Here is a 25,152-nt window from a genome sequence, read left to right as displayed (position 1 = left end):
ACAGCCGAGACATCGGGCCCCTGACCAACCGGACGCCGGTCAGGGGCCCTCCCCTTTGCGCTCATGGGGTCAGTCGGCGCGCAGCACGGCCTGGATCTCCAGGACGATCTCGACCTTCTCCCCCAGCCCCAGCGCGCCGCCCGGGATGGTGGCGCGGTCCCCGACCCCGAAGTCCAGCCGGTTGATCTCCCCGGTGGCGGTGAACCCGGCTCGGGCGCCCTTGAACGGGTCGTCCTGCCGGAACGGGTCCGGGCCGAACCCCTCGACCTCCAGCTTCAGCGGAACCTGCCTGGTCGTCCCGCGCAGCGTCAACTCGCCGTCCAAGACGTGGTCGCCGCCTTCGCGACGAACGCCGGTGGAGCGATACGTCATGGCGGGGTACGTGGCGACATCAAGGAAGTCGGCGGCCCTGACGTGCTCGTCACGCTGGGCGTTACCGGTGTCGATCGAGGCCAGGTCGATGGACGCGGTCACCGACGACTCCAACGGATCGGCGCCGGTCACGACGGTCCCCTCGAACGTCCCGAAGCGGCCGCGCACCTTGCTGACCATGAGATGCCTGATCGTGAAGCCGACACCGGAGTGGACGGGGTCGATCGTCCAGGTGCCCGCGACGTAACCGGGGATCTCGACAAGCTCGGTCGTCATCGTGTCTCCTAGGGCGGTGAAGGGTTACGAACGGTAAGGCGGTTCCTGATCGGAACCGTCTCCATGGTGCGGACACCCTCGAAGTCGGCACAAGAAGGCACTTTTTCCTGCCCTGGTCACCTGGAGAGAACCATGGGACTGCACCCGCACTCGGCGAGTTGCCGGGCCCGCGAGGTCCTCGACCGGATCGGCGACAAATGGTCGTTGATGGTCATCGCGATGTTGGGTGAGCGCACCAAGAGATTCACCGAACTCAAGCGCGACATCGACGGGATCAGCCAACGTATGCTCACCGTCACACTGCGCGGGCTGGAACGCGACGGAATCGTCACTCGCACCGTCTATCCGGTGATGCCGCCGCGCGTCGAATATTCACTCACCCCGATGGGCGAGACGCTCATGGAGGCGGCCAACACCTTTGTCGCGTGGGCCGAGTCTCATATCGACGCGATCGACGCCGCCCGCGCCGAGTACGACTCCCACGCCGCCGAACTGGAGGGTCTGAAGAAGACCTCCTGATCCTTACGGGGAGGTTTCTCGCTCACCCGGGCGCAAGATCTGAGTCGCAGAAGACGCAGACGTAGTAGGCGTCCTTCACGACGTTGAGTTCCCCGCACCCGGGGCAATGCCGGAAAACGAACACGTGGGTGAAGCCGTCCGGTCTTTCCAGGCCCGCGCGGTCGAGCGCGTCCGCGACCGCGGCCCAGGATTTCTCGCCGGGACAGTACCCGGTCGACTGGTTGCTGACTTCGGTGACGACCGCGCCGTGAAAGGTGATCTCCCCGGCGGCCAGGACGTGCCGCCCGCCGGCGCACACGACGTGCTCGCTGCGGCGCGGGGCGATGCGGAGCGTGCCGTCGAGCGCCACGACATAGGTGAACGGCTCGTCACGGCGAAGCCGTTCGACGTCCGCCGCCGACGTGACCGGTTCCCCCTCCGCCCCGGGACGCACCTGGTCAAGCAGCTCCGCAGGACCCACATAGGCGTACACGTGGGCTCACCCTAGAGACCCGGCCCGCCCGAGGGCGACAGGAATTCCGTGTGCCATCCGCCGCCCTGCGCGGTAGCTTGGCGGTGATGGACCTTCACGAGGTGGGACGGCGAGCTAGCCGCGCCGAGCTGGGGAACGAGCAGTCGTGCCCGGCCCGGCTCGGCGGTGTGCGCCGTCATCCCATCGACCTCGTGAGGCCGTTCCATGCGTTCGACTGACATTCGTTCGACGTTTCTGGACTTCTTTCAACAACGCGACCATCGGGTCGTGCCGTCCAGCCCGCTCATTCCGTCCGATCCCACGCTGCTGCTGACGAACGCGGGCATGAACCAGTTCAAGCCCTACTTCCTCGGCGAGACGAAGCCCGACCATTCACGCGCGGTGTCCGTACAGAAGTGCGCGCGGACGTCCGACATCGAGAACGTGGGCCGCACCACGCGCCACTCCACGTTCTTCGAGATGCTCGGCAACTTCTCCTTCGGCGACTACTTCAAGGCGGACGCGATCGCCTGGGCGTGGGAGCTTCTCACCCGCCACTACAACCTCGAACCCGAACGCCTGTGGATCACCGTATATGTGGACGACGACGAGTCCGTGGGGCTCTGGAAACGCATCGGCGTCCCCTCCGAACGGATCCAGCGCCTCGGCATGGAGGACAACTACTGGTCGATGGGAGTTCCCGGGCCGTGCGGACCGTCGTCCGAAATCCACTACGACCGGGGACCGTCCTTCGGACGCGAAGGCGGACCCGCGGTCGACGGCGAACGCTACCAAGAACTGTGGAACCTCGTCTTCATGCAGAACCTCCGCGGAGAGGGTCCGGGAAAAGACGAATATCCCATTCTCGGCGAACTGCCCGCACGGAACATTGACACGGGCCTGGGTCTGGGACGCCTCGCGGCGATCCTCCAGAACGTCGACACCGAATGCGAAACCGACCTCCTGGCGCCCACGTTCCGGCTCGTCCGCGAAATGGCGGGCCGCGACGACACGTCCACCCGCATCGTCACGGAACACGCGCGATCGATCGCGTTCCTCATCGCCGACGGCGTCCTCCCCTCCCGCGACGGCAGAGGCTACGTGCTGCGCCGCCTGATGCGCCGCGCCATCCGCCACGCACGCAAGCTCGGCATGGACGACCTCGTCCTAGCACCCTTGACCTCGACGGTCATCGAGAACCAGGGCCCAACCTGGCCCGAACTGACCCACCACGCCGACCTGATCCAGCAGGTGGTCACAGCGGAAGAACAGAGCTTCGAGCGAACGCTCCGCCAGGGCTCCCAACTCCTCGAATCCGCCATCGAGAAAACAACCACAACCCTTTCCGGCCACACCGCATTCGTCCTGCACGACACCTATGGCTTCCCCATCGACCTGACCATCGACGCCGCACGTTCAGCCGGCCTCACAGTCGACGAGAACGAATTCGCGGAACTCCTCGAAAAACAACGTCTCCAGGCACAACACACGAGCCGAGGCCACAAGAACAACACAATCGCACGCCAGGACACCTACCGCCGCATCACCGCCGAACACGGCCCCACCGACTTCGTCGGCCACTCCACGACAACCACGGAAACGACCATCCTCACGATCCTCGGCCCCGACGGCCCCCTCCCAGACGTCACCGAAGGCATGGAAATCGAGGTGGTCCTCTCCCGCACCCCGTTCTACGCGGAGTCGGGCGGCCAGGTCGGCGACACCGGCACGCTCCGCACGTCCGACGCGACACTCCAGGTCCTCGACACCCGCCTCGGCCTCGACGGCCTGCACGTCCACACGGCCCGCGTCCTGGACGGCGAGGCACGCCCCGGCGACGCGGAGGCGATCGTGGACGCCGACCGCCGCGCGGCGACCGCCCGCTCGCACAGCGCCACCCACGTCCTCCACGCGATGCTGCGCCGGCTCCTCGGCGACCACGCGACCCAACGCGGCTCACGCGTCGAACCGGGCCGCCTCCGCTTCGACTTCGCGCACTTCTCCCCCGTCGACACCGCCGTCGTCCAGACCCTGGTCAACGACTACCTCCTCGACGACCCGGAAGTCCGCGTCTGGGAAACGAGCCGCACCGAAGCGGAAGAGGCGGGCGCACTCACCCTGTTCGGCGAGAAGTACGGCGACACCGTTCGCGTCGTGGACATCGGCGACGCGTCCCGCGAACTGTGCGGCGGCACCCACGTCGGCCACGGCACCCAGGCGGGCCCCGTCCACATCGTGAGCGAACAGTCGATCGGCACGGGCCTGCGCCGCATCGAAGCCCTCATCGGCGCCGACGCCCTCCGCCACTACGACCACCAGCGCGACCTCCTCACCGAACTGGCGGCCCTCCTCCACGTCACCCCGGACGAGGCCCCACACCGCCTACGGCAACGCCTGGAGACACTCGCGGAAACCCAACGCCACCTGGAGACCCTGCACCGAACCCAACTGAACGCCCACGCGACCCGCCTCGCCTCTCACGCGGAACAGGTTCCCGGCGGGTGGCTCGTAGCGGACACCGTCCCCCACATGACCGCCACCGACCTCCGCACGATCGCGACCACGATCCTCACCCACCGCGGCCAGGACGGCATCGTCATCCTCGGCACGGAATCGGGCGGAAAGGCCATCCTGGTCGCCGCCGGTGGCCCGCACGTCCAGGCCCGCGACCTCCTCACCACCGCCGCACGCGAGGTCGGCGGCGGCGCGGGCGGCAAGGGCCCCATCGCGAACGCGGGCGGCCGCAACCCCGGGAACCTACCGAAAGCGATCAACACCGCCGCGACAGCGGCCCGCGCCCTCTTGGCGCCCTCACACTGACCGCCGAGCGGCCCGGCCGGGGACGGCCTCCGGTCGGGCTGGCGGGATTTGAACCCACGACCCCTGGCACCCAAAGCCAGTGCGCTACCAAACTGCGCTACAGCCCGCACGCCACCGCCGAACACGATGACGCGAGCAGTCTAGTCCCGATCAGCCCCGCGCGTGTCGCCCCACCGACACGTCCACCCCCGAAAACCCTGTACGCTACGGGATGGCGATCGAGGGCCAAGGCCCTCCATCCGCTCGCGGGCGTAGCTCAATGGTAGAGCCCCAGTCTTCCAAACTGGCTACGCGGGTTCGATTCCCGTCGCCCGCTCTCTCATTTCCCCAGGCCAAAGCCCTGTAGGGCGATCTTGAGAGCCCCTTCCCAGATCATCATTCGTCACTGGGATCGGGCACGCCTGAGCGGCATCCTGGTTCGATCACCAATTTCGTGATCATGGTCTGACCGTCCCCGGCGAAGATCGGCACGGCGACCTACCTTGCATCCGCGACACGGAACGTCCGGCTCCCGGACGGGAACCGGACCTTCGTTGGACGGCCCGGCTAGCTCGGTTCGATGCCAAGGAGTCGGCGGAGGTCGATCGTCACGACACGGGAGCTGGCGCCGATCTGGCTTACCTTGCAGGCGAACCGCCTCTGACAAGCCAGTATCGAGACCGCAGCCCGCGCCATCGGGCTCGGACGCACACGCGCCTACCAGGTCCTAGCAGCGAGCGCAGAGCCTCAGCCAAAAGAACAGGAATCGCCGACAACGTTTTCGGTTTCAGATTCAGCCAGTCGATCTGGCGATGCGAGAACATTCACCCTACGCAAGCCGCGCGGCGGATGGCAGCCATACCCGTTCCGCTGACGACCTTCCCGGCTTCGGCCAAGCCAGCGTACGGACGGGATTCCTGGTCAATCAGTCGAAGGCAGCCCCGCGTCCGGCGGATGCCCAGAGCTGGGCTACCCAGTTCGATACCGCCGTTCAGAATCAGTCAGGCAGCGCCGCGGTGAGATCGACCTCGACAAGCTGTCCGGGAAAGCCCAGCTGGGCAACGCCCAACAGCGTGCTGGCGGTGGTGAACGCCGGGCCCAGGGCAGACTCGGTGAGCCGACGCCAGACGGCTCCGAGATGCTCCCTTTCGTCGCTCCGCACGTAGATCACCGACCGCACTACGTGTTGCGGCTGGGCAGTCGCCGCCGCCAGGGCAGTGAGCGCATTCGCGATCACCTGGTCGACCTGCATCTCGAGGAACCGGAACCGACGAGGTCACCGTTGCGATCCAGCGGGCACTGTCCCGCCAGGTAGACCGTACGCCCTGCCTCCACCACCGTGATGTGGTGATAGCCGGGCGTCTCATGCAGGAGCTCGGGGTTGATGCGGGTGATCTTCTCAGTCATGTCCGCAAGTCTGACCAGCGTGGCGGCAGTACGCACCGCGTTTTCCCCACCGGCAAGCACACCCAACGACCTGAGGTTGGAGAACAAGTTTAGAGAGCCCGGCCGTACCGCTCGGTTCTGGGGCTCTCGTCGTGATGTGCGGGGTGGCTGTCAGGGGAGGTCGTGGGCTCCGCGCTTGATGTCGGCGCGGCGAGTCGGCGGAACCGCTCGACCGGGGGTGTGACGCGGGGGTCGTTCGGGCCCTTGCTGTCACGCACGGCGACCTCGCGTGTCGTCCGGTGGCTGGAACAGCCCCAGGATGACCGATGACTCCCACATCCTGAGCCTTGATGAGCGCGCCTCCAACTCGGCGAGTTCCAGCAGCCAGGACACTCGCCCCCCACCTGGGCTCTGTCCTTCCTCTAGATCGTCAACGCTTCCGTGCCCGTGCATCGTTGTAGCGGATCTGTAGGGCACTGCCGTTGAGGGGGCTTAACGCAGCAGGTCGATCGAGTCTGGTGGCTCGAAACGGGCCTTGGTCAACAGGACCTCGTCCAAGGCGTTCACGACGCGGCGCAACTCGTGAGCGACCTCGCCGGGCAGGCTGAGCATGATCTTGTTGAGGTCGGCGCGCGCTTCGAACACCGTGCATCGGCAGAAATACACGTCCACCCAGTTGATTACAGGCCAGCCGACCACGTGAACTGAGCTGCGGCAAAGCCCCTCGGGGCGATGGGCATAGGAAGACCATGCCCGTATGGCCGCCGCTGTCGTCCCGGGGAGGAATCTCTTGGCTTCCAGCTTCCGGATCGCCGCGTTCGCGGCTCCCGAGAGCCGGTCCACATCCCGGTACTTGATCTGCGGATCGCGCCAGCCCCTTGAGCGGGCACGCATCGTCGCGGGACGCCTACGCGGCATTGTCCCTTCGAGGATCCACCACGTGATCATCTTGTCACCAAGGCCCGCATGGAGCAATCGCGGAACGGACGGTCTCGAGCCGATCTAGTCCGGTTGGAACGAACTGCTTCCACACTTCGGCCGGCCGTGCCAGGGTGCCGTTATGGAGAGAACGCGTACGGTGGTGAAGAGGTTACGGATCGTCGGAGGCGTGTTTCTCGTGCTCGGACTGATCCTCGGGTTCAGGCCGATTCAGCAGGATGGTCAGTCGTGTGGCACGGCCTTCTTTGGAAACTCCGATGAGAGCACCTATGACGGAACCCTCTTCGGGGACGGCCCCGACTGTGAGGGCGCACGCGCTTCGGCTCGACCGCTCGCCGTGACCTCGCTGGGGCTCGGGGTCGGAGTGCTGGTCGCCGCGTGGGTCATCGCCGGCTTGGGCGATCCGGGCCGGGACGGCCCCAACACCGAGAGGTATTTTCTCGGACGCAAGATCGGCACAGATGACGAGTCGCCGGAGGACCCGCATCGTTGATGCTTCTGTGCGGCGTCCGGTGACCTCGGAATCGCGCCCGGTCAGGGCGTGGTGTCGAGTATTTCGCTGACTTGACGGATGAATTGCTTGAGCACTTCGAACGGCACTTGCTGGTGCTCGTCGAAGGATGCCATGGAAGGCTTCTCTTCGGCCGAGGCGTAAGCGTGGACCGTCACGACGGTCCGGCCTGGCATGAGCACGCCGTCTGGGGTTGGCATGGTGCGGGCTTCGCTCAGCTCGAAGTAGCGGCCTTCCGCGTTGAGCGTGACGAGCATGCACCAATGGTCACCGTCGTGCTCCCAGGTTGTGAGGGTCACCGGACGATCCTGGCAGGCGAGCCGTCGCGAAACTTCCTCTTCCAGGACGGCCATATTCTCAGGGCGATCCACAAGCCCGCCGCCGGTCTTGACGGTCGGCTTCCGCACTCCCCGGAAGGTAGTCACCGCTCCGATCACAAAGGGCGCGTCCGTGCCCATGTCCCAATGCCATTGGGACGTTCCTGGGCGGGCGTCGTCGGGAATCACGCGTCGAGGACGAGGCGCCTGTCTGAATCGATGCTCTGAGCGGCGCCTTCTGGCTGTGCATGAGCAAGGCGGGAGGATTCGCGGGGGTGGCGGGACCGGGCCGTGCCCGTTGTGGGAGGGCATGGCCCGGTTGAACCGATCGGTGTCTTGGACACTTCTTCCGGTGTGCGGCCGCCGTCTAGGTGGTCACTCCCTGCGCTTGGCCGGGATCAGTTTCCTGGTTTGACGCAACGCTTCCAGGAGTAGTGGTACGTGGTGTTGATGCTGCCGTCGACGGAGTCCATGCTGATGTAACTGACCTTCGAAGGGTCCGATTCCCCCACGTCCACCAGCAGTTGCGTATTGACGTTGAAGTTGCGCTGCTCACCGCATGGCGACCATACGAGCGCCTCCAGATCCACCTCGTCGGTGAACTGCCAGGTCGCCTTGGTGGGGCCCGTAACATTGCGGGAGAAGTTCCTGGTGCGCGAATCGCCCTGGAAGTAGTAGCTCGCGCGTTGGGTACCGACAGCACCGGCCTGCAAGTTGGCGAAGCCGCGGTAGTCCGTTTGCGAGACGGCGTAGGTGAAGCCCTGGGGAACGTGCACTTTCAGGTTGATCTGACAGTTCTTGCGCTCGTCGATGGGCGATGACGAACCGCCCGTTTGGGCGAGGTACTTGCTGTAGGTGATGGTGAACGCCTCGGCCCCCTCTGACAGGGCCACCGCGGCGGTACCGAGCGGGCACCCGCTGCCGTTGACCGTGGCGATGTCGATGGTGACTCCGTCGGGGCCGCGCTCGAGAAATTCTTCGGACGCGGATGCGGGGGTGGTGGACACCGCGGTCATGGCGAGCGCGGTGACAGCGACAGAAGCTGCGATACCTCTACGCATGAGATTCCTCTGCTCAACAGTAGGAGCTTCCACCTCTTCGAGAGACTGAAGAAGCGGGGCCGGAGGTCTGGATCGGACGGACACCGGCGATGACAGATCCAAGATCCGAAGAGATGGTAACTCTTACAGTTAAGTACCGTCAATCTGCGGTTTTCAACTTTTCGATCCATTTCAATTGTCCAATGAAAGCGCTTCAGTCGCCTTGATCATCGATCATCGGGCGTCAATACCGGGTCTTTGACAAAAAATCGTTCCAATCGGGGGTCGGGGGGTGCGGAGGGTCGATGAGCAGGTGTACGCGCATCGGGTGCTGGCCGGAAACGGTCGCCGGGCATGCGTGAACACCGGCGGGCCCGGTCAGGGCCGCCGGTGCTCGGTGGTTGTCAGGCGGCCGGTTGGAAGAGTTCGACCAGGTTGCCGGACGGGTCTTCCAGCAGGATCTGTTTTCCGCCCGGGCCCGTGACGATCTCGTTTCGGAAAGTGAGGCCCGCGTTTCGGAGGCGGTCCACTTCGGCGGTGATGTCGGGGACGATGAGGTGGATGCGGTTCCAGCCGCCGGGTGCCGGGCGGGCGCCGTCCGGCATGGGGCGGCCGGCCGAGCTGGTCGAGCCGCTGAGCAGGAGCCGCAGATTGCCACGGACGACGTCGGCGAACGCCGGTGCCGCGTTCGTCCTGACGGTGAAGCCAAGGTGTTCGGTGTAGAAATCGACCGCTGATTCGACGTCGTTCACCATGTAGCGGACGTTCACGAGATTCGTCAGATCTTCCGGCATTTCTTTGCCCCTTGATCTTGTCAGGTCATGGACAGCAGGAATTGGATGCGGGTGTTCAGTTCGGACGCGGTACGGACGAATGCCGGATAGGTGGTCGCGTCGTCCGTTCCCTCGGCCGCCGGGTCGGGCATGCTCCAGTGCGCGGTCCTGGGTCGGCCGGGGAAGTCGGGGCACACTTCCCGAACGCGGTCGCACAGGCTGATCACGTGGTGGAACGTCCGGTCGGTGAACTCGCCCAGGTGTTTGGAGCGGCGGCCGCCGATGTCGAGGCCGCGTTCGCGCATCACGCGAACGGCGTTGGGGTGCAGGGGCTTCGGGTGGCTCCCGGCGCTGGCGGCCTCGAAATGGGAGCCGCCCACCTGTTCCAGGATCGCCTCCGCCATCTGGGAGCGGGAGCTGTTGCCCGTGCACAGGAAGAGGACCCGGACGGGTGGGTGCGGGGTGGGCGGAGGTGGTGGGGCCGGGGCGAGGCGCAGGCCGGGGTGAAGGGCGGTGGCCGCCTCGGTGAGACGGTCGCGGCAGGCCTCCAGGTCAAGGCGGTAGTAGGTGTCGCGGCCGTCGGCCGAGCTGCGCCGCACCTTTACGAGCCCGCCTTCGCGCAGCTGGGCCAGGTGGTAGGAGACCAGGCTCTGGCGTCGACCGATCAGCGTGGCCAGTTCGCGCACCTGCCGGTCGCTGTGTGTCAGCTCGGTCAGCAACTGCCAGCGGATCGGGTGTCCGGTCAGTTGGAGGAACTCGGGCGCCTGTGCTGTGACGGTGGACACGTGGAGAGTGTAGAACAAACTGGTTTGATCTATCAATCCGATTTGATCGATCTACGTGTTGCGGACGAAGCCGTGGCGGGCCAGGAGGTCGGTGAACATGCGGCCCGCGGGGGTGAGTTGTCTGCCGGTGCCGTGGCACGTGCCACAGGGGGTCTGCTCGGGGTCCGCGGGACGGGCCCTCATGTGGTCCTCGATGGCGCGTTCCACCGCCGTGACGATGGCGGGCCCGTCCGAGGTGGTGTGCGGGACCGGGGTCAGTTCGTTGGCGCGGTGCGCGGCCTCGGCCACCGCGATCAGTTCGTGGGCGCGCTGGTGCCAGGCCCGCCACCGGGCGTTCGCCGTGCTGCCGGTGCCGTGGCACGCCTGGCAGTCGTCCTCCAGTTCGGCCAGGAGTCGCAGCCAGCCGTCGTCGTTGCTTCGCATGCGCAGTCCCGCTGTCCGGAGGGTCCGCTGACTTGTACGTAGGACGGCCTCGCCAGGTTCGCGGGGGTTTCGCGGGAGGGGCGCCGGGTAGGTGGACGGCGCGTCGAGGTGAGGGGTGGTGTGACGTGGGCGTTCGTACCTGGATCGGGTCGTGGCCCGTCTACCGCCAGTTCACCGGCGACGATCCGCTGGGGCGTGGGGCCGCGGCGAAGAGCGCGGGCACCGAGCGGATCACGCCGCGGGTGAGCGAGGCCGACCGGGTCGTCAAGTCCGTCTGCCCGTACTGCGCGGTCGGCTGCGGGCAGAACGTGTACGTCAAGGACGGCAAGGTCACCCATGTCGAAGGCGACCCCGACTCGCCGGTCAGCCGGGGACGGCTGTGCCCGAAGGGGTCGGCCACGCTCCAGTTGACCACCGGGTCGGCCCGCGAGCACCGGGTGCTCTACCGGCGGCCGTACGGCACCGAGTGGGAGCCGCTCGAACTCGACGCCGCGATGGAGATGATCGCCGACCGGGTGATCGAGGCGCGGCGGCGCGGCTGGCAGTGGGAGAGCGCGGACGGGTTGCGGGTGCGGCGGACGCTGGGCTTCGCGAGCCTCGGCGGCGCCACCCTCGACAACGAGGAGAACTACCTGATCAAGAAGCTGTTCACCGCGCTCGGCGCGGTGCAGATCGAGAATCAGGCGCGTATTTGACACTCCTCCACCGTTCCCGGTCTGGGAACCTCGTTCGGACGCGGCGGCGCGACCACGTTCCAGCAGGATCTGCAGAACGCCGACTGCATCGTCATCCAGGGCTCGAACATGGCCGAGTGCCATCCGGTCGGGTTCCAGTGGGTGATGGAGGCGAAGGCGCGTGGGGCGAAACTCGTCCATGTGGACCCGCGGTTCACTCGGACGAGTGCGCTCGCGGACGCGCATGTGCCGCTGCGGGCCGGGAGCGACATCGCGTTCCTCGGCGGGATGGTCCGCTACGTACTGGAGAACGACAAGTACTTCCGTGACTACGTGGTGGCGTACACGAACGCGTCCGTGATCGTGTCCGAGGACTTCCGCGACACCGAGGATCTCGACGGCGTGTTCTCCGGGCTCGACCGGGAGAAGCGCAGCTACGACACCGACTCGTGGCAGTACGCGGGGATGAACGTCCAGTCCGCGGCAGGGCAACGCGACATGCAGTGGGAGTCCCGCGTGTCGGAGGCGGGACGGGGTGAGGCGCACGGTTCGGGCGGTGCGGGGATCGGTGAGGGCCACCCGGAACGCGACCCGACGCTGGAGCATCCACGGTGCGTGTTCCAGGTGCTCAAGCGGCACTTCGCCAGGTACACGCCGGAGATGGTGGAACGGGTCTGCGGCGTCCCGAAGGAGCAGTTCCTGAAGGTCTGCGAGATGGTCACGGAGAACTCCGGACCGGATCGGACCACCGCGTTCGCCTACGCGGTCGGTTGGACGCAGCACACGGTCGGCGTTCAGTACATCCGGACGGCGTCGATCCTGCAGACGCTGCTCGGCAACATCGGCCGTCCGGGTGGCGGCATCCTGGCGTTGCGCGGCCACGCGTCCATCCAGGGCTCGACGGACATCCCCACGTTGTTCAACCTGCTGCCCGGTTACATCCCGATGCCGCACGCGCACTCGAACGAGGACCTGGCCACGTTCATCGAGGCGGAGGCGGCGCGAAAGGGTTTCTGGGGCAACATACGCGCGTACTTCGTCAGCCTAATGAAGTCGTACTGGGGCGACGCGGCGACGGAGGACAACGAGTACTGCTTCGACTACCTGCCTCGTCTGACAGGTACGCACAGCACGTACGAGACGTCGATGGCGCAGATCGACGGCGAGTGCAAGGGCTACTTCCTGCTGGGCGAGAACCCGGCGGTCGGGTCGGCCAACGCCAAGATCCAGCGGCTCGGGATGGCGAACCTGGACTGGCTCGTCGTCCGCGACTTCTCGCTGATCGAGTCGGCGACCTGGTGGAAGGACGGCCCCGAGATCGACACGGGCGAGATGCGCACCGAGGACATCGGCACCGAGGTGTTCTTCCTGCCCGCCGCGGCGCACACCGAGAAGGACGGCAGCTTCACGAACACGCAGCGGATGCTGCAATGGCACTACAAGGCCGTCGAGCCGGTCGAGGACACGCGCAGCGACCTGTGGTTCATGTACCACCTGGGCCGGATCATCCGGGAGAAGCTCGCGGGGTCGTCCGACGAGATGGACCGCCCGGTGCTGGATCTGACGTGGGACTACCCGACCGAGGGGCCCCTCGACGAGCCGGACGCCGAGGCGGTGTTGGCGGAGATCAACGGGTTCGACGGCGAAGGGAATCCGCTCTCGTCCTACACACAGCTCAAGGACGACGGTTCCACCAGTTGCGGCTGCTGGATCTACTGCGGCTGCTACACGGACGGCGTCAACCAGACCGCCCGCCGGAAACCGGGCCGGGACCAGAACTGGGTCGCTCCCGAGTGGGGATGGGCGTGGCCGATGAACCGGCGCATCATCTACAACCGGGCGTCCGCCGACCCTGACGGCAACCCGTGGAGCGAACGCAAGGCCCTCGTCTGGTGGGACGCGGAACAGCGCAGATGGACGGGCCACGACGTGCCCGACTTCATCGCCGACCGGCCGCCCGACCACGAGCCCCCCGAAGGCGCCACGGGCCCGGACGCGCTCGCGGGCAACGACCCGTTCATCATGCAGGCCGACGGCAAGGCGTGGCTCTACGTCCCGGCGGGGCTGACCGACGGCCCCCTCCCGGCGCACTACGAACCGCAGGAGTCGCCGTTCACGAACCCGCTGTACGGGCAGCAGCGCAATCCGATCCGGCATCTGCCGCCGGCGCATCCCGACAACCGTTACGGGCCCGTCGACGGGGAGCCCGGCGCGGACGTGTACCCGTTCGTGGGGACGACGTACCGGCTCACCGAACATCACACGGCGGGCGGCATGTCGCGGTGGCAGCCGTATCTGGCCGAGTTGCAGCCGGAGTTCTTCTGCGAGGTGTCGCCGGAACTGGCGGCGATGCGGAACCTGGAGCACGGCGGGTGGGCGACCATCGTGAGCCCGCGCGCCGTGGTGGAAGCGCGGGTACTGGTGACGGAGCGGATGCCCGCGCTCGTCGTGGACGGCCGGACCCTGCATCAGATCGGCTTGCCCTACCACTGGGGCCCGAACGGTTACAGCCGTGGTGACGCGGCGAACGAACTGCTGCACCTGAGCCTGGACCCGAACACGCACATCCAGGAGGCGAAGGCCCTGGCGTGCGACATCCGCCCGGGGCGGCGGCCGCGCGGGCCCGCCGCGGCGGCGCTCGTCCGCGAGTACCGGGAGCGGGCCGGAATCACCGACGAGACGGGGACCGAGGTCTAGCGTCCGGCCGCGAGGACGGCTCCGGCGAGGACGTCGTCCTGGTCGGGTGGGACCGAGCGGAGGTCGAGGAGGCAGCGTCCGTCCTCGACCCGTCCCATGACGGCCGGTGTCCCCCGCCGCAGCCGCGCCGCGTACGGTTCGGGCAGCGCCACGGCGGCACTCGGCAGGACGACGCCGGGTGCGCCGCCGCCTCCGACCGCCGCGTCGCCGTCGACGGCGTGGGCGTCCACATCACCGTCCCGCAGGCTTGCGGCGAGACGCTCGGCCCGCTCCCGCAGCGAGGCCACGTCGGCGTGCAGGGCCGCGTCGGTCGGGGTGCGCGGGCCCCGGACGGTGGCCTCCAGCGCGGCGAGCGTCATCTTGCCGACCCGCAGCGCGCGGGCCAGCGGATGCCGGGCGAGGCGCCGCACCAGGTCGTCGCGGCCGAGGACGATCCCGCACTGGGGGCCGCCGAGAAGCTTGTCGCCGCTGGCCGTGACGAGGTGCGCACCCGCCTTGAGCATGGACGCGGCGTCGGGTTCGTCCGGAAGGAGCGGTTCGGGGGCGAGGAGGCCGGAGCCGATGTCCGCGACGACGGGAACGCCGAGACCGGTCAGTTCGGCGACGTCCGCGCCGCGGGTGAAGCCGGTGACGCGGAAGTTCGACGGGTGGACCTTGAGGATGAAGCCGGTCGCGTCGCCGACCGCCGCCGCGTAGTCGTCCGGGGTGGTCCGGTTGGTGGTGCCGACCTCCCGCAGCCGCGCGCCGGTCGCGGCGAGCAGTTCGGGGATGCGGAAGCCGTCGCCGATCTCCACCATCTCGCCGCGGCTGATCACGATCTCCCGGTCGGCGGCGAGGGCGGTCGCGGCCAGGACGAGCGCGGCGGCGCCGTTGTTGACGACATGCGCGGCCTCCGCCTGCGGCACCCGATCCAGCAGGGCGGCGAGCGCGGACCGCCCGCGTCTCGCGCGGCGGCCGGTGTCGAGGTCGAGTTCGACGTCGGTGGCGCCGGACGCCACGGCCACGGCGTCCCGGGCGGCGTCCGACAGCGGCGCCCGGCCGAGGTTGGTGTGCAGGAGGACGCCGGTCGCGTTGAGCACGGGACGCAGCCCGGACGCGGTCGGCGGCAGCTCCTCCACCGCCGCGTCGGCGACCGACTCCGGAGGGATCTCTCCCGTTCTCGCCCTGTGCTGGGCCCGGACGACGGCCGCCTTGACGACGCCGCGGCCGAGCCGTCCCGCCGCCTCGACCAGCCGCGGGTCGGCGAGCAGCACGTCCGTACGGGCGATGCGCCGCCGCACGTCGGCGGGCCGGGCCTGCTGATCCATCTGGCGACCTCCGGGTGCACGCGCCACCCGCCCAGCATCGCATGGCGGCGACATGGCGTGGTCGTTCCCGCCGGCGCGGTCGGCGGTGTGGCGTTGCTGACCGTGCCGATATGAGCTAGCAACCAACCGGTCACATTGTGTCACCACCGGGAAAGGTCATAGCCTGTTGTAGTCGAAGCAAAGCTATGAGTAACTGTTCCCCGGAGCCACACGGCTCCCTGGAGACGCCTTCCGGCGAGGGGACGATCATGGACGAGCGGCTGGCCGAGCAGCTTGCGGAGAGGGTCGACCGGCTCCTGTCCGGCCCGAGCGGTCTGGGTACGTCGGCGGCGCGTGTCACGGACCTGCTGCGCCCTTCGCCGGGGACCGTCGTCGCGCCTTCGGCGCCTCCACTTCCGACTCTGCCGACTCTGCCGAGTCTTCCGAGTCCGACGCGCAAGGGCGGCCACTTCTCCCCCGGGTACGCCGAACGGGAATGGGGCGACGGCTCCTTCCCCCCGCTGTACTGCCCGCTGACGGCGCGCGTCGACGACGACCTGGCCCGCGAGGTCAACGACCGGCTCGTCGCCTGGGCCGAGGAGGTCGGGATCTACGCCGACCGGCTCGACCGGTTCCGCGACACCGGGTTCGGGCGGCTGGCCGTCCTCGCCCATCCCGAGACCGACGACGTCGACGCGCTGCTGCTCGGCGCCAAGATGAACGCCGCCTGGTGGACCAGCGACGACTACTACGCCGACGAGACCGACCTCGGCGCCGCGCCGGTCGAGCTGCCGCCCCGGCTGGCCCTGGTGATGTCGGCGATGGACCCGCCGCCGCCCGCCGGAAGGTACACCGACCAGCTGGAGGACGCGATCCGCGCCGATCCCGTTCTCGTCGCGCTGCGCTCGGCCGTCGAACACGTGCGGCGCCTCGCAAGCCACCCTTCTCAGGTCATGCGGATCTGCACCACCACGTTCCAGATGTACGTGAGCTGGGCCGCGTACGCGGCATGGCGGCACACCGGTGAGCGGCCCCCGGTGTGGCGGTACCTGGCCGCGCGGCAGCACGACAGCTTCTACACGTCGATGACGCTGATCGACATCGTCGGCGGCTACCAGCTCGACGCGAACCTGTTCTACGAGCCGCGCGTCCACCGCGCGGTGATGCAGGCGGGCACCGCCGCCGTCATCGTGAACGACCTGGTCTCGGCGGAGAAGGAGGCGGCCGACGCGCTGCCCGACTGCAACGTGGTCCTGCTGATCGCCGAGGAGGAGGGCTGCACGCTCCGTGAGGCGGCCGAGGCGGCCGTCGCGCTGCACAACCACTTCGTCCGGGGCTTCGAGGCCAGTCAGAAGGAGCTCGCCGCGCTGCCGTCCCCCGAGCTCCAGCGGTTCCTGCTAGGCGTGCAGGGCTGGATGGCCGGCGGCTTCGACTGGCACGGATCCTCCGACCGCTACAAGTGACGACATGTCGAAAGGATCATTCTGATATGGGCTCCACTGACGGTTCCGCGGTTCTCACCAGCCTCTACCAGCACTCCGTCGCCGACTATTGGAACGCCGAGCGGAACCCGGTCAACCTGCGGCTGGGCGAGGTCGACGGCATCTACCACCACCACTACGGCGTCGGCGTCGTGGACTGGACCGTGCTGGACGGCCCGGAGGACACCCGCGAGGAGCGGACGATCGCCGAGTTGCACCGGCTGGAGACCGCGCAGGCCGACCTGCTGATGAACCATCTCGGCCCGCTCCGGCCCGCCGACCGGGTGCTGGACGCGGGCTGCGGACGCGGCGGGTCCAGCCTGATGGCTCACCAGCGGTTCGGCTGCCGGGTGGACGGCGTGTCGATCTCCGAATCGCAGGTCGCGTTCGCCACCGAGCAGGCCGAACGGCGCGGCGTGGACGACAAGGTGACCTTCCACTTCAAGAACATGCTCGACACCGGCTTCGCGACCGGTGCCTATCAGGCCGCCTGGAACAACGAGAGCACGATGTACGTGGAGCTCTCCCTGCTGTTCGCCGAACATGCCCGGCTGTTGAGGCGCGGCGGGCGGTATGTGTGCATCACCGGCTGCTACAACGACGCCTACGGTCTGCCGTCACGGGCCGTCAGCGAGATCAATGCGCACTACATCTGTGACATCCATCCGCGCAGCACGTATTTCAGGGAGTTGGCGGCGAACCGGCTCGTCCCGGTCAGCGTGGTGGACCTCACCGCCTCGACGATCCCGTACTGGGAGCTGCGCGCGAAGTCGTCCCTGGCCACCGGGATCGAGTCGGCCTTCCTGGACGCCTACAAGGGCGGCAGCTTCCAGTATCTGCTCATCGCGGCCGACCGCGTCTGAGGCGCCGCTCGATCCGGTCGACGTCCCAGCGTTCCGCCGCGGGCAGCGGCGCGGCGGCCGCCTCCCGGGCGGAGGCCGCGGCGTCCAGCGACGCCGCGGCCTCCGCGTCACGGCCCGCGAGGGACAGCGCCCCGGCCATGCCCTCCAGCGCCAGGGCGACCGCCCGCGGATTGCCGGTGGCGCGGGCCGCGGCCAGGCCCTCGGCATGCAGGTCGAGGGCCTGGCGGGCGTCGCCGCGCTGTTCGGCGACAAAGCCCAGCTCGGCCAGCAGGAACGCCAGGCCGGGCGCGCCGTCGATGTCGCGGCACCAGTCCAGCCAGCCGCGCAGGATCGTCTCCGCCTCGTCCAGCCGGCCGCGGCGGCGGGCCGACAGGGCGAGCCCGATCTCGGCGAAGTGCTCCAACCGGCGATGCGACTCACCGGCCGCCAGCCTCCGGCCGCGCTCGTGCAGGGCGTCAGCGCGGTCTAGGTCGCCGTTGAGCAGCGCGATACGGCCGAGGCGGGACACGGCGGCGGCCATCTCCGTCACCAACCCGAGTTCCTCGGCGTCGCGCAGCCCGCTCTCGTGGAGCCGCGCGGCGCGGTCATAGTCGCCGGTCACCTCGGCGAGATGGCCGAGGGTCTCGATCACCCGCAGCCGTCCCCAGCGGTCGTTCGTCCTGCGGAACAGTTCCAGGGCGCGTTCGCCGTCGACGGTCGCCTGGGACAGGTCCCCCGCGCTCAGCGCCTGCGCCGCCCGGGTGGACAGCGCCGCCGCCTCGCCCCACGGATCGTCGATGTCGCGGAACCCGTCGAGCGCGGACGACACGAGTTCGTCGATCGCGTCGAGGTCACCGAACCCGTGCCGGGTGACGCCGAGGAACCACTCGGCCCACGGGTTCCTTCGGGCGTGCGCGGCGAGGGCGTCGCGGCAGCGCCGGCCGCGGTCGTGGCCGTCGCCTTCGAGCATCGCGAAACCGGTGTGCCACGTCCTGGCGATGGCGGTCCTCTCCGGGTCGCCGCCGGGGACGGCGAGGGCCCGCTCGAACGCGCGGCTCGCCGCACCGGACCGCCCCCACCGGAACCAGGCCCAGCCCATCCCGTTGACCAGCCGCAACGCCAGGTCGGCGGCGCCGTCCCGGACGGCGTGGTCCAGGGCGGTCCGCAGGTTCCCCGACTCGGCCCGCAACCGCCGCAGCGCCTCCCCCTGCTCGGGGCCGCACAGGTCGGTGGTCTCGGCCAACGTCGCGTAGTACTCGGCGTGGCGGCGGCGCGCATGCGTGTACTCCCCCGCCTCGTGGAGCCGCTCGACGCAGTACGCGGCGACCGACTCCAGAAGCCGGTAGCGGGGGCCCTCGGCGACGATGACCAGTGACCTGTCGACGAGGCGCGCGAGCACGTCGACGTCGGCGTCGCAGACCTGTTCGGCGGCGTCGAGCGCGCAGCCGCCCGAGTGGACCGCGAGCCGCCGCAGCACGGCCCGTTCCGCCTCGCCGAGCGGCTCCCAGCTCCAGTCGATCACGGCGCGGAGCGTGCGCTGCCGCGCGGGCGCGTCCCGTCTGCCGGACGCCAGCAGCCGGAACCGGTCGTCGAGCCGCGTCGCCAGCTCCTGGACGCCGAGCGCCCGGACGCGGGTGGCGGCCAGTTCCAGGGCGAGCGGGATGCCGTCGAGCCGCGCGCAGATCTCCGCGACCGCCGTCCGGGTCGCGGCCGAGTCGACGGTGATGGCGGCGCGTTCGGTGAACAGTTCGGCGGCGGCGTCCGCCTTCAGCGGCGGGACGTGCCAGAGCCGTTCCCCGGAGATCCCGAGCGGTTCGCGGCTCGTCGCGAGGACGCGCGGTTCGAAGGTGTCACGCAGCAGCCCGGCGACCAGGCGGGCCACGGGTTCCACGACGTGCTCGCAGTTGTCCAGGACGAGGAGCACCCGCCGCCCGCGTAGCGCCGCACCGAGCCTGGCCGCCGGGTCGCCCGTAAGGCCCGCGTCGTCCCGCACTCCCAGGGCACCGGCGACGAACGACGCGACATCGTCGAGGGAGGCGCCCGCTTCCAGTCCCTCGTCCAGCGCGACCAGCCGGACGCCGTCGGGATGCCGCTCCCTCGTCCGCCTCGCGACGGCGAGGGCCAGCCGGGTCTTGCCGACTCCGCCCGGCCCGCTCAGCGTCACCAGCCGGGACCCGCTCAGCAGGCCCACGACCTCGCTCGCGTCGGCGTCCCGACCGACCAGCGAGGTGACCTCTGCGGGCAGGTCGCGCGGGGCGGCGAAGGTGCCGCGCAGGATGGACAGGTGCAGGTCGGCGAGCGCCGGGCCCGGGTCGGCGCCGAGTTCCTCGCCGAGCCGCAGCCGGAGGTCCTCGTAGGTCGTGAGCGCCTCGGCGGGACGGCCCGCGCGGTACAGGGCGCGCATGTAGACCGCGCGGAGCCGTTCCCGGAGCGGATGCTCCTCGACGAGGGCGCGCAGTTCGGCCGTCAGCGCCTCGTGGTCGCCGAGTTCCAGCCGGGCCTCGGCGCGCGTCTCCACGGCCGCGAGGCGCAGCTCGTCCAGGCGCGCGATCTCGGGCGCGGTGAACGGCGCGTCGGCGAAGTCGGCGTAGGCGGGGCCCCGCCACAGTGACAGGGCGTCCGTCACCAGCGCGGCCCGGACGGCCGGGTCGGTGGTCGCGCGCGCGTCGGTGAGGAGTTCCTCGAACCGCGCGGCGTCGTCGGGGCGGGCGTTCAGACGGTATCCGGGCGGGCTCTTCTCGACCAGATCGCGGGCGCCGGGCGCGGCGTCGTCGAGGGCGCGGCGGAGCTGGGAGACGCGGGCCCGGAGGGTCGCGGCCGGATCGGCCGGCAGGTCGTCGCCCCACAGGTCGTCGATCAGCCGGTCGGCGGGGACGGCGCGTCCGGCGTGCGCGAGAAGGTCGGCGAGAAGCGCGCGGACCTTGCGGTCGGCGACCTTCACCGGGGCGCCGTCCACCGTCCGCACATCCAGGGGGCCGAGCACTCCGAACCGCACGGGCACCCCCAACCGCACGTGCACCCCGGAACGCATATCCGCCACCGTAATGCGACCCGAAGGTTTCCCGAACCCGCCGTCGACAGACTCGTTCCCTGAGCCAGAAGGGAATGATCATGACTGTGAAGACATCGGTGAGCGTCCTCGGCCTGGGGTTGATGGGAGCGGCGCTCGCCGAGACCCTGGTGGAGCACGGGCACGACGTCACCGTCTGGAACCGCACGCCGGCCAAGGCCGAGCCGCTCGCGGCCAGGGGCGCGACGGTGGCGGCGACCGCCGCCGAGGCGGTCGCCGCGGCACCGCTGGTCATCGTGTGCCTGTCGGTGTACGCCGACCTGGCGGGCATCCTCACCGGGGACACCCTGGCCGGACGGACGATCGTGCAGCTCACCAGCGGCACACCCCGGCAGGCGCGGGCCATGTCCGACCGCGTCGTCGGGCACGGCGGCCGGTATGTCGACGGCGGCATCATGGCGGTTCCGCCGATGATCGGTGGGCCGGACGCGCTCATCCTCTACAGCGGCGACGAGGCCGCGTTCGACGAGTACCGGGAGGTGCTCGGCGCGCTCGCCAGGCCGGAGTTCGTCGGCGGCGACCCGAGCATGGCGCCGCTGTTCGACCTCGCGCTGCTGGACGCGATGTACGGGATGCTCGGCGGCTTCTTCCACGCGGTCGCGCTCGTCCGGTCGGAGAAGGTCGAGGCCGCGAGGTTCGCGCCGATGGTCACCGCGTGGCTGACCGCGATGATGGCGTCGTTCCCCGAGTACGCGCGGGCGGTGGACACCGGCGAGTTCGGCACCGACGTCTCAAGCGTGGCGACCAGTCAGATCGCGTTCCCCGGGCTGCTGACCACCAGCCGCGAGCAGGGCGTGGACCCGGGTCTGCTGGTTCCGATGCGCGAACTGCTGGACCGCGCCGTGGCCGAGGGCCACGGCGCGGACGATCTGGCCCGCCTGATCACCCTGCTGGAACGTCCCGCGCCGTAGCGGGGAGCCTCAGCCGTGCGCGGGACGCCTCGGCTCCGGCGGTGCGGTCCGCCGGCCGGGCGTCTCGCGGCGCGGAACGGCGTCCGGGGACCGGGGCACGGCGTCGCCGGGACGGGCGACCTCGGCACGGCGGACCGACGGCGTCTCCTCGTCGGGAAGGAGCCCGGACGTCTCCAGGTACTGGCGACCGCGGGGGGTGAGGTCCCACGCGTTGTGCCGCCACTCCTTGCGCCGCCACACCACGCCCGCCGCCAGCAGCTTGCGGCCGACCCTGCTGATCTCGGTCTCGTCGGTGCCGAGCTCGGCGGCGAGTTCCTTGTTGGACAGCCCCTGGCGGCGGAACACCGCGAGCAGGAAACGGGCGGCGTGCCCGTCGGGCTGGAGTGCGAGCTGGAGCCCGGACGGCAGCCGCCTGAGCGCCCAGTGCACGACGTCGATCAGCCCGAGGATGCGGCCACGCTGCTCGCGCTGCGCACCGTCCAGGCCGTCGACGTCGATGTAGTGGCGGTGCAGCCACTGGAGCCCGTCCTGACATTCGACCAGGGCGGGCTCGTCGGCACTGAGCGACGCGTCGTTGATCAGCATCCCGAGCGCGCTGAAGTGCCCATCGCTGATGATCTTGGCATGCTCCATCGCGTCGATGAGGCGCCGGACCTCCGCCCGGCGGTCGGGTACGGAGACGAATTCAGCGCTCATGGTCACTCTCCCAAGTCGACGAGTACCGCCGAGCCCCTCCAGCATGCGCACCATGCCAAGTGAATGTCAAGTGATACCGAAGTACCGTCTCTGTTGCGGACGACACTGAAACGGAGGTCCACGACGGTTAGCATCGAGCCACCACCTGTAATCGCCTTATCACCCCGGGGGCGCTTATGACGGATCAGTTGGCCGCCGCCGACCATCCGGCCGAACCAGCTGATCTCTTCGTCCGGCTCTATGACTCCATCGCCGACGACGTCTTCCAGGACTGGACGGCCACGCGCTGGTACGCCGACGAGCGGATCCGGCGGCGGGCCGGTGAGATCACCGAGACCGTGCTGGACTCGGGCGTCCTCGACCCCGCGACGACCGCCGAGATCATCGCCGACCACGGCGACCGCGGCCGTTTCACCATCATGCTCGGGCTCGACATCGCGCTCGCCCATGCCAACCCGTACGCGCCGAGCTACGAGGCGCCCGCCATGGCCAGGACGCTCATCAACTACCTGACCGAGGGCAGGCTGAACGGGCCGGGTACGACGGGCGCGCTGCTCCCCCGCTGCGCGTTCCCCGGCCGCCCGCTCGGACTGCGCACGAAGGCCGAGTTCTTCGGCGTCCACCGCGTTCCGCAGGACGCCTGGAACAAGATCGAACACCGGGTGCTGCCCGCGGTGCACGACCCCCACTTCAGCCGGGACGAACCGGTCACGGTCGGCTGCGCGCCGGTGCTGGAGACGCTCGACGACGTGGAGGTCGAGTTCGAGAAGCGGCACGGGATGACCGTGTACCGGCTCCGCCCCATGGACTCCGCCGGGCTGCGCAGCCGGATCAAGGCGATCGTCAGGCGCCTGGACGAGTCCGGCGCGCAACTCGCCGTGATGCCGGAGACGTCGCTGTCGGACGCGTTGCTGGACCTGTGGAAGGAGGTCGCGTTCGACACCGCCGGACGCGACCGGGACCGGCGCCCGCTGCGGTTCCTCATGCTCGGCAGCGGCCCGCTCGGCGGCGACGACCCCCCGCCGAACCGCGCCGTCCTCATCGACCGCTGGACGGGCGAGGAACTGCTCGTCCAGGACAAGCTCTCCGGCTTCACGCTCGACGCCGCGCAGATGAGACTGTGGCGGCTGCCGGACGCGCCGCCGTCCGGCACGGCCGTGGAGTACGCCCGCCCCGGCTCGACGATCAGCGTGCTCGACTCCTCGCTCGGCCGTCTCGCGGTCCTGATCTGCGAGGACCTCGGACGCTCCATCGGCTGGGAGCGCGAACTCCAGTCCGCCGGCGTCTCCCATCTGCTCGTCCCGATCTTCTCCAAGCCGATCCTGGAGCACCGCTGGGAGGACCAGGGCGCCGAACGGCAGGTCGCGGGCCTCGGCACCTGGGTGACGGTGTCCAACAGCCTCGCCGTCGGCGCCGCGATCCCCGACGAGGAGCTTCCCGGCACCCGCTACACCTGCCTCGTCGCCGGTCCGCAGAGCCTGCACCGCGCCGCGTACGCGACCGAGCGCCAGTTCGGCGTGGCCAGGACGGGTGCCGAACTCGGCCGCCTGCCGACCTCGCAACTGCCCCGCGTGTTCCCCGGCGCCGCGTACGACGCCTGGCACCGGCGAGACACCAAGTAACGAGAGACCGAGCAACTCGTCGGGTGGCTCATTCCACCGTGAACGGCTCCGGGCTCGTGGCCGCGCCGGTCGGGGTGTGCACGACGGGCGGTCCCGAGACGGCGCCCGCCGGGACGGTCGTCCGGACGAGCGTGTCCGTCACGTCGACGACCACCGCCCGCGCCGCGCCGAACCGGACGCCCGTCGCGTCCGCCAGCCCGGTGCCCCGGATGACGACCTCGGTTCCGACGGGACCGCTCGACGGCTCCACGCCCGTGACGCTCGGTGTCGGCTCGTGGTCACGTCCCCGGGGCGCCGGCGCGAGAAGCGTCCCGAACACCGCGCGGAACTTCTCCGCGGTCTCACGGGAGAACTGGCCGACGAGCGCGGCGATGGCCGCGACCCCGTACGGGTTGATGTCGGACGCGCCGCCCAGCGGCGAGGTCAGCCCGCCCCGCACGACGAGATACACCACCAGCCCGAACAGCGCGCCGACGAACGGGAGCAGCAGGTACATCACCAGCCAGCTCCGGCGCAGCGCACGGTTCCCGACATACCAGTAGAACGACCGCAGGACGTGCGCGATCGCGCCGAGCGCGCCCGCCGCCATCACGATCACGAACAGGCTCGTCTCCCGGGACACGGTCGGCGACCATCCCGGCAGGTGCACCGTCGTGGACGTCGGCGTGATCTCGGCCCGCCCGTCGGGCGTGACCCGCGGGCCCGGGGGCCACACCTGGACGAGGACGATCACCAGCACCGCCATGAGGACGAGCAGGACGGCCAGCACCACGACGATGTCCCGCGTGCGGGCGTACTCGGATCCGACCATCGACTCGCTCACGGCACCCCTCTCGCTGTTCTCTTGTGCGCCCCGCCGGGTATCGAGGTCGGCGTCGGCGATGTTTCGTCTCCCCGCAGGACGGTAGGCGAGCGTATGATCCAGGTCACTTCCCCTACGGAACGGAGTGCTCGAATGACAGAAGCGGTTTCCTCCGCCTCGGTACCGTCGCCGGCCTCCTCGCTCGCCTTCGGCATCGGCCCGGACGGGACGTACACCCGGTCCGGTCAGGCGGCCGCGTTCGTCCTCGGCGTCGCCACGATGCTCGTCTTCTTTCCGCTCATGGTCGTCGCCGCGCTGCTCTACACCCGCGCGGAGACCGTGTTCCCGGAGAATCCGCGGCGGGCGCGTTCGCTGGTCAACTGGTCGTGGATCAGCATCGCCGTTCCCGGCATACCGGGCCTCATCTTCGGCGTGTTCATGGCCGTCTACCTCCTCGCCAGGTGGCTCGGATAGGGAAGA

23 protein-coding genes and 2 tRNA genes are annotated in these 25,152 nt (G+C 69.4%); 10 read left to right on the top strand and 15 right to left on the bottom strand.

Going from position 1 to position 25,152, the window contains the following annotated elements:
- Positions 1-69: 69 nt before the first annotated feature.
- Positions 70-648, bottom strand: a complete 579-nt coding sequence (locus tag BZB76_RS12965; RefSeq protein ID WP_121434486.1) for a YceI family protein — start codon at positions 646-648, stop codon at positions 70-72.
- A gap of 132 nt (positions 649-780) precedes the next feature.
- Between BZB76_RS12965 and BZB76_RS12960 the strand changes: the two genes are divergently transcribed.
- Positions 781-1,167, top strand: a complete 387-nt coding sequence (locus BZB76_RS12960) for a winged helix-turn-helix transcriptional regulator (protein WP_121434485.1) — start codon at positions 781-783, stop codon at positions 1,165-1,167.
- Positions 1,168-1,189: 22 nt separating this feature from the next.
- Here the strand turns inward: BZB76_RS12960 and BZB76_RS12955 are convergent, their stop codons facing one another.
- The gene (locus BZB76_RS12955) at positions 1,190-1,639 is read right to left on the bottom strand and encodes a hypothetical protein (protein ID WP_121434484.1); all 450 of its coding nucleotides are present in this window, start codon (positions 1,637-1,639) and stop codon (positions 1,190-1,192) included.
- Between the two features lie 204 nt (positions 1,640-1,843).
- Here BZB76_RS12955 and alaS point away from each other — a divergent pair, with 204 nt between their 5' ends.
- The gene (alaS, locus tag BZB76_RS12950) at positions 1,844-4,438 is read left to right on the top strand and encodes an alanine--tRNA ligase (RefSeq protein ID WP_121434483.1); all 2,595 of its coding nucleotides are present in this window, start codon (positions 1,844-1,846) and stop codon (positions 4,436-4,438) included.
- Positions 4,439-4,471: 33 nt separating this feature from the next.
- Here the strand turns inward: alaS and BZB76_RS12945 are convergent.
- A tRNA-Pro gene (locus BZB76_RS12945) sits at positions 4,472-4,545 on the bottom strand.
- Between the two features lie 138 nt (positions 4,546-4,683).
- Here BZB76_RS12945 and BZB76_RS12940 point away from each other — a divergent pair.
- Positions 4,684-4,754 (top strand) — tRNA-Gly (locus tag BZB76_RS12940).
- 660 nt (positions 4,755-5,414) lie between these two features.
- Here the strand turns inward: BZB76_RS12940 and BZB76_RS35850 are convergent.
- The 3 genes from BZB76_RS35850 to BZB76_RS34215 all read right to left on the bottom strand — a co-directional run bounded on the left by BZB76_RS35850 (position 5,415) and on the right by BZB76_RS34215 (position 6,751).
- A complete protein-coding gene (locus BZB76_RS35850) occupies positions 5,415-5,669 on the bottom strand; it encodes a RidA family protein (RefSeq protein WP_246006909.1) in 255 nt (84 codons plus the stop codon).
- Positions 5,651-5,824 carry a hypothetical protein gene (locus tag BZB76_RS35845; RefSeq protein ID WP_246006908.1) on the bottom strand — a complete coding sequence of 58 codons (174 nt, stop codon included), beginning with the start codon at positions 5,822-5,824 and terminating at the stop codon, positions 5,651-5,653. The genes BZB76_RS35850 and BZB76_RS35845 overlap by 19 nt, the downstream gene beginning before the upstream one ends.
- 471 nt (positions 5,825-6,295) lie before the next feature.
- A complete protein-coding gene (locus tag BZB76_RS34215; protein ID WP_147449424.1) occupies positions 6,296-6,751 on the bottom strand; it encodes a hypothetical protein in 456 nt (151 codons plus the stop codon).
- Between the two features lie 112 nt (positions 6,752-6,863).
- Here BZB76_RS34215 and BZB76_RS12930 point away from each other — a divergent pair, with 112 nt between their 5' ends.
- A complete protein-coding gene (locus BZB76_RS12930; protein ID WP_147449423.1) occupies positions 6,864-7,235 on the top strand; it encodes a hypothetical protein in 372 nt (123 codons plus the stop codon).
- 41 nt (positions 7,236-7,276) lie between these two features.
- Here BZB76_RS12930 and BZB76_RS12925 read toward each other — a convergent pair whose 3' ends face one another.
- The 5 genes from BZB76_RS12925 to BZB76_RS12905 all read right to left on the bottom strand — a co-directional run bounded on the left by BZB76_RS12925 (position 7,277) and on the right by BZB76_RS12905 (position 10,591).
- Positions 7,277-7,711: a CoA transferase family protein gene (locus tag BZB76_RS12925; protein ID WP_121434481.1), complete on the bottom strand. Its 435-nt coding sequence runs from the start codon at positions 7,709-7,711 to the stop codon at positions 7,277-7,279.
- 257 nt (positions 7,712-7,968) lie between these two features.
- Complete coding sequence (locus tag BZB76_RS12920) at positions 7,969-8,586, bottom strand: DUF4360 domain-containing protein (RefSeq protein ID WP_246006907.1); 618 nt, start codon at positions 8,584-8,586, stop codon at positions 7,969-7,971.
- Between the two features lie 428 nt (positions 8,587-9,014).
- Complete coding sequence (locus tag BZB76_RS12915; protein WP_121434479.1) at positions 9,015-9,404, bottom strand: VOC family protein; 390 nt, start codon at positions 9,402-9,404, stop codon at positions 9,015-9,017.
- Positions 9,405-9,424: 20 nt separating this feature from the next.
- Positions 9,425-10,168 (bottom strand): arsenate reductase/protein-tyrosine-phosphatase family protein, encoded by a 744-nt coding sequence (locus BZB76_RS12910; RefSeq protein ID WP_121434478.1) that lies wholly within the window; start codon positions 10,166-10,168, stop codon positions 9,425-9,427.
- A 51-nt stretch (positions 10,169-10,219) separates the two neighbouring features.
- Entirely contained in the window at positions 10,220-10,591 is a 372-nt protein-coding gene (locus tag BZB76_RS12905) for a hypothetical protein (protein WP_121434477.1), read from the bottom strand.
- Positions 10,592-10,716: 125 nt separating this feature from the next.
- On the opposite strand from BZB76_RS12905, the gene fdh reads away from it, so the two are divergent.
- Positions 10,717-13,962, top strand: a complete 3,246-nt coding sequence (gene fdh / locus BZB76_RS12895; protein WP_211342963.1) for a formate dehydrogenase — start codon at positions 10,717-10,719, stop codon at positions 13,960-13,962.
- Here fdh and selA read toward each other — a convergent pair.
- Positions 13,959-15,269, bottom strand: coding sequence for an L-seryl-tRNA(Sec) selenium transferase (selA, locus tag BZB76_RS12890; RefSeq protein ID WP_211342962.1), 1,311 nt, complete (start codon positions 15,267-15,269; stop codon positions 13,959-13,961). The genes fdh and selA overlap by 4 nt on opposite strands.
- Positions 15,270-15,454: 185 nt before the next feature.
- Between selA and BZB76_RS12885 the strand changes: the two genes are divergently transcribed.
- A complete protein-coding gene (locus BZB76_RS12885; protein ID WP_211342961.1) occupies positions 15,455-16,711 on the top strand; it encodes a family 2 encapsulin nanocompartment cargo protein terpene cyclase in 1,257 nt (418 codons plus the stop codon).
- 26 nt (positions 16,712-16,737) lie between these two features.
- Positions 16,738-17,592 (top strand): geranyl diphosphate 2-C-methyltransferase, encoded by an 855-nt coding sequence (locus BZB76_RS12880; RefSeq protein WP_121434472.1) that lies wholly within the window; start codon positions 16,738-16,740, stop codon positions 17,590-17,592.
- On the opposite strand, the gene BZB76_RS12875 is transcribed toward BZB76_RS12880, so the two are convergent.
- A complete protein-coding gene (locus BZB76_RS12875) occupies positions 17,570-20,602 on the bottom strand; it encodes an AfsR/SARP family transcriptional regulator (protein ID WP_121434471.1) in 3,033 nt (1,010 codons plus the stop codon). The genes BZB76_RS12880 and BZB76_RS12875 overlap by 23 nt on opposite strands.
- Before the next feature lie 80 nt (positions 20,603-20,682).
- On the opposite strand from BZB76_RS12875, the gene BZB76_RS12870 reads away from it, so the two are divergent.
- Positions 20,683-21,552, top strand: a complete 870-nt coding sequence (locus tag BZB76_RS12870; protein ID WP_121434681.1) for an NAD(P)-dependent oxidoreductase — start codon at positions 20,683-20,685, stop codon at positions 21,550-21,552.
- 9 nt (positions 21,553-21,561) lie between these two features.
- On the opposite strand, the gene BZB76_RS12865 is transcribed toward BZB76_RS12870, so the two are convergent.
- On the bottom strand, positions 21,562-22,248 hold the full coding sequence (locus BZB76_RS12865; RefSeq protein ID WP_147449422.1) for a hypothetical protein: 687 nt from the start codon (positions 22,246-22,248) through the stop codon (positions 21,562-21,564).
- 176 nt (positions 22,249-22,424) lie between these two features.
- Here BZB76_RS12865 and BZB76_RS12860 point away from each other — a divergent pair, with 176 nt between their 5' ends.
- Complete coding sequence (locus tag BZB76_RS12860; protein ID WP_147449421.1) at positions 22,425-23,870, top strand: carbon-nitrogen hydrolase family protein; 1,446 nt, start codon at positions 22,425-22,427, stop codon at positions 23,868-23,870.
- 28 nt (positions 23,871-23,898) lie between these two features.
- Here BZB76_RS12860 and BZB76_RS12855 read toward each other — a convergent pair whose 3' ends face one another.
- The gene (locus BZB76_RS12855; protein ID WP_211342960.1) at positions 23,899-24,693 is read right to left on the bottom strand and encodes an IPT/TIG domain-containing protein; all 795 of its coding nucleotides are present in this window, start codon (positions 24,691-24,693) and stop codon (positions 23,899-23,901) included.
- Positions 24,694-24,825: 132 nt separating this feature from the next.
- On the opposite strand from BZB76_RS12855, the gene BZB76_RS12850 reads away from it, so the two are divergent.
- On the top strand, positions 24,826-25,146 hold the full coding sequence (locus BZB76_RS12850; protein ID WP_121434468.1) for a hypothetical protein: 321 nt from the start codon (positions 24,826-24,828) through the stop codon (positions 25,144-25,146).
- The last annotated feature ends 6 nt before the right edge of the window (positions 25,147-25,152 follow it).

This window comes from Actinomadura pelletieri DSM 43383 (genome assembly GCF_003634705.1).
Lineage (GTDB): Bacteria > Actinomycetota > Actinomycetes > Streptosporangiales > Streptosporangiaceae > Spirillospora > Spirillospora pelletieri.
This window is presented reverse-complemented; position numbering and strand designations above follow the sequence as displayed.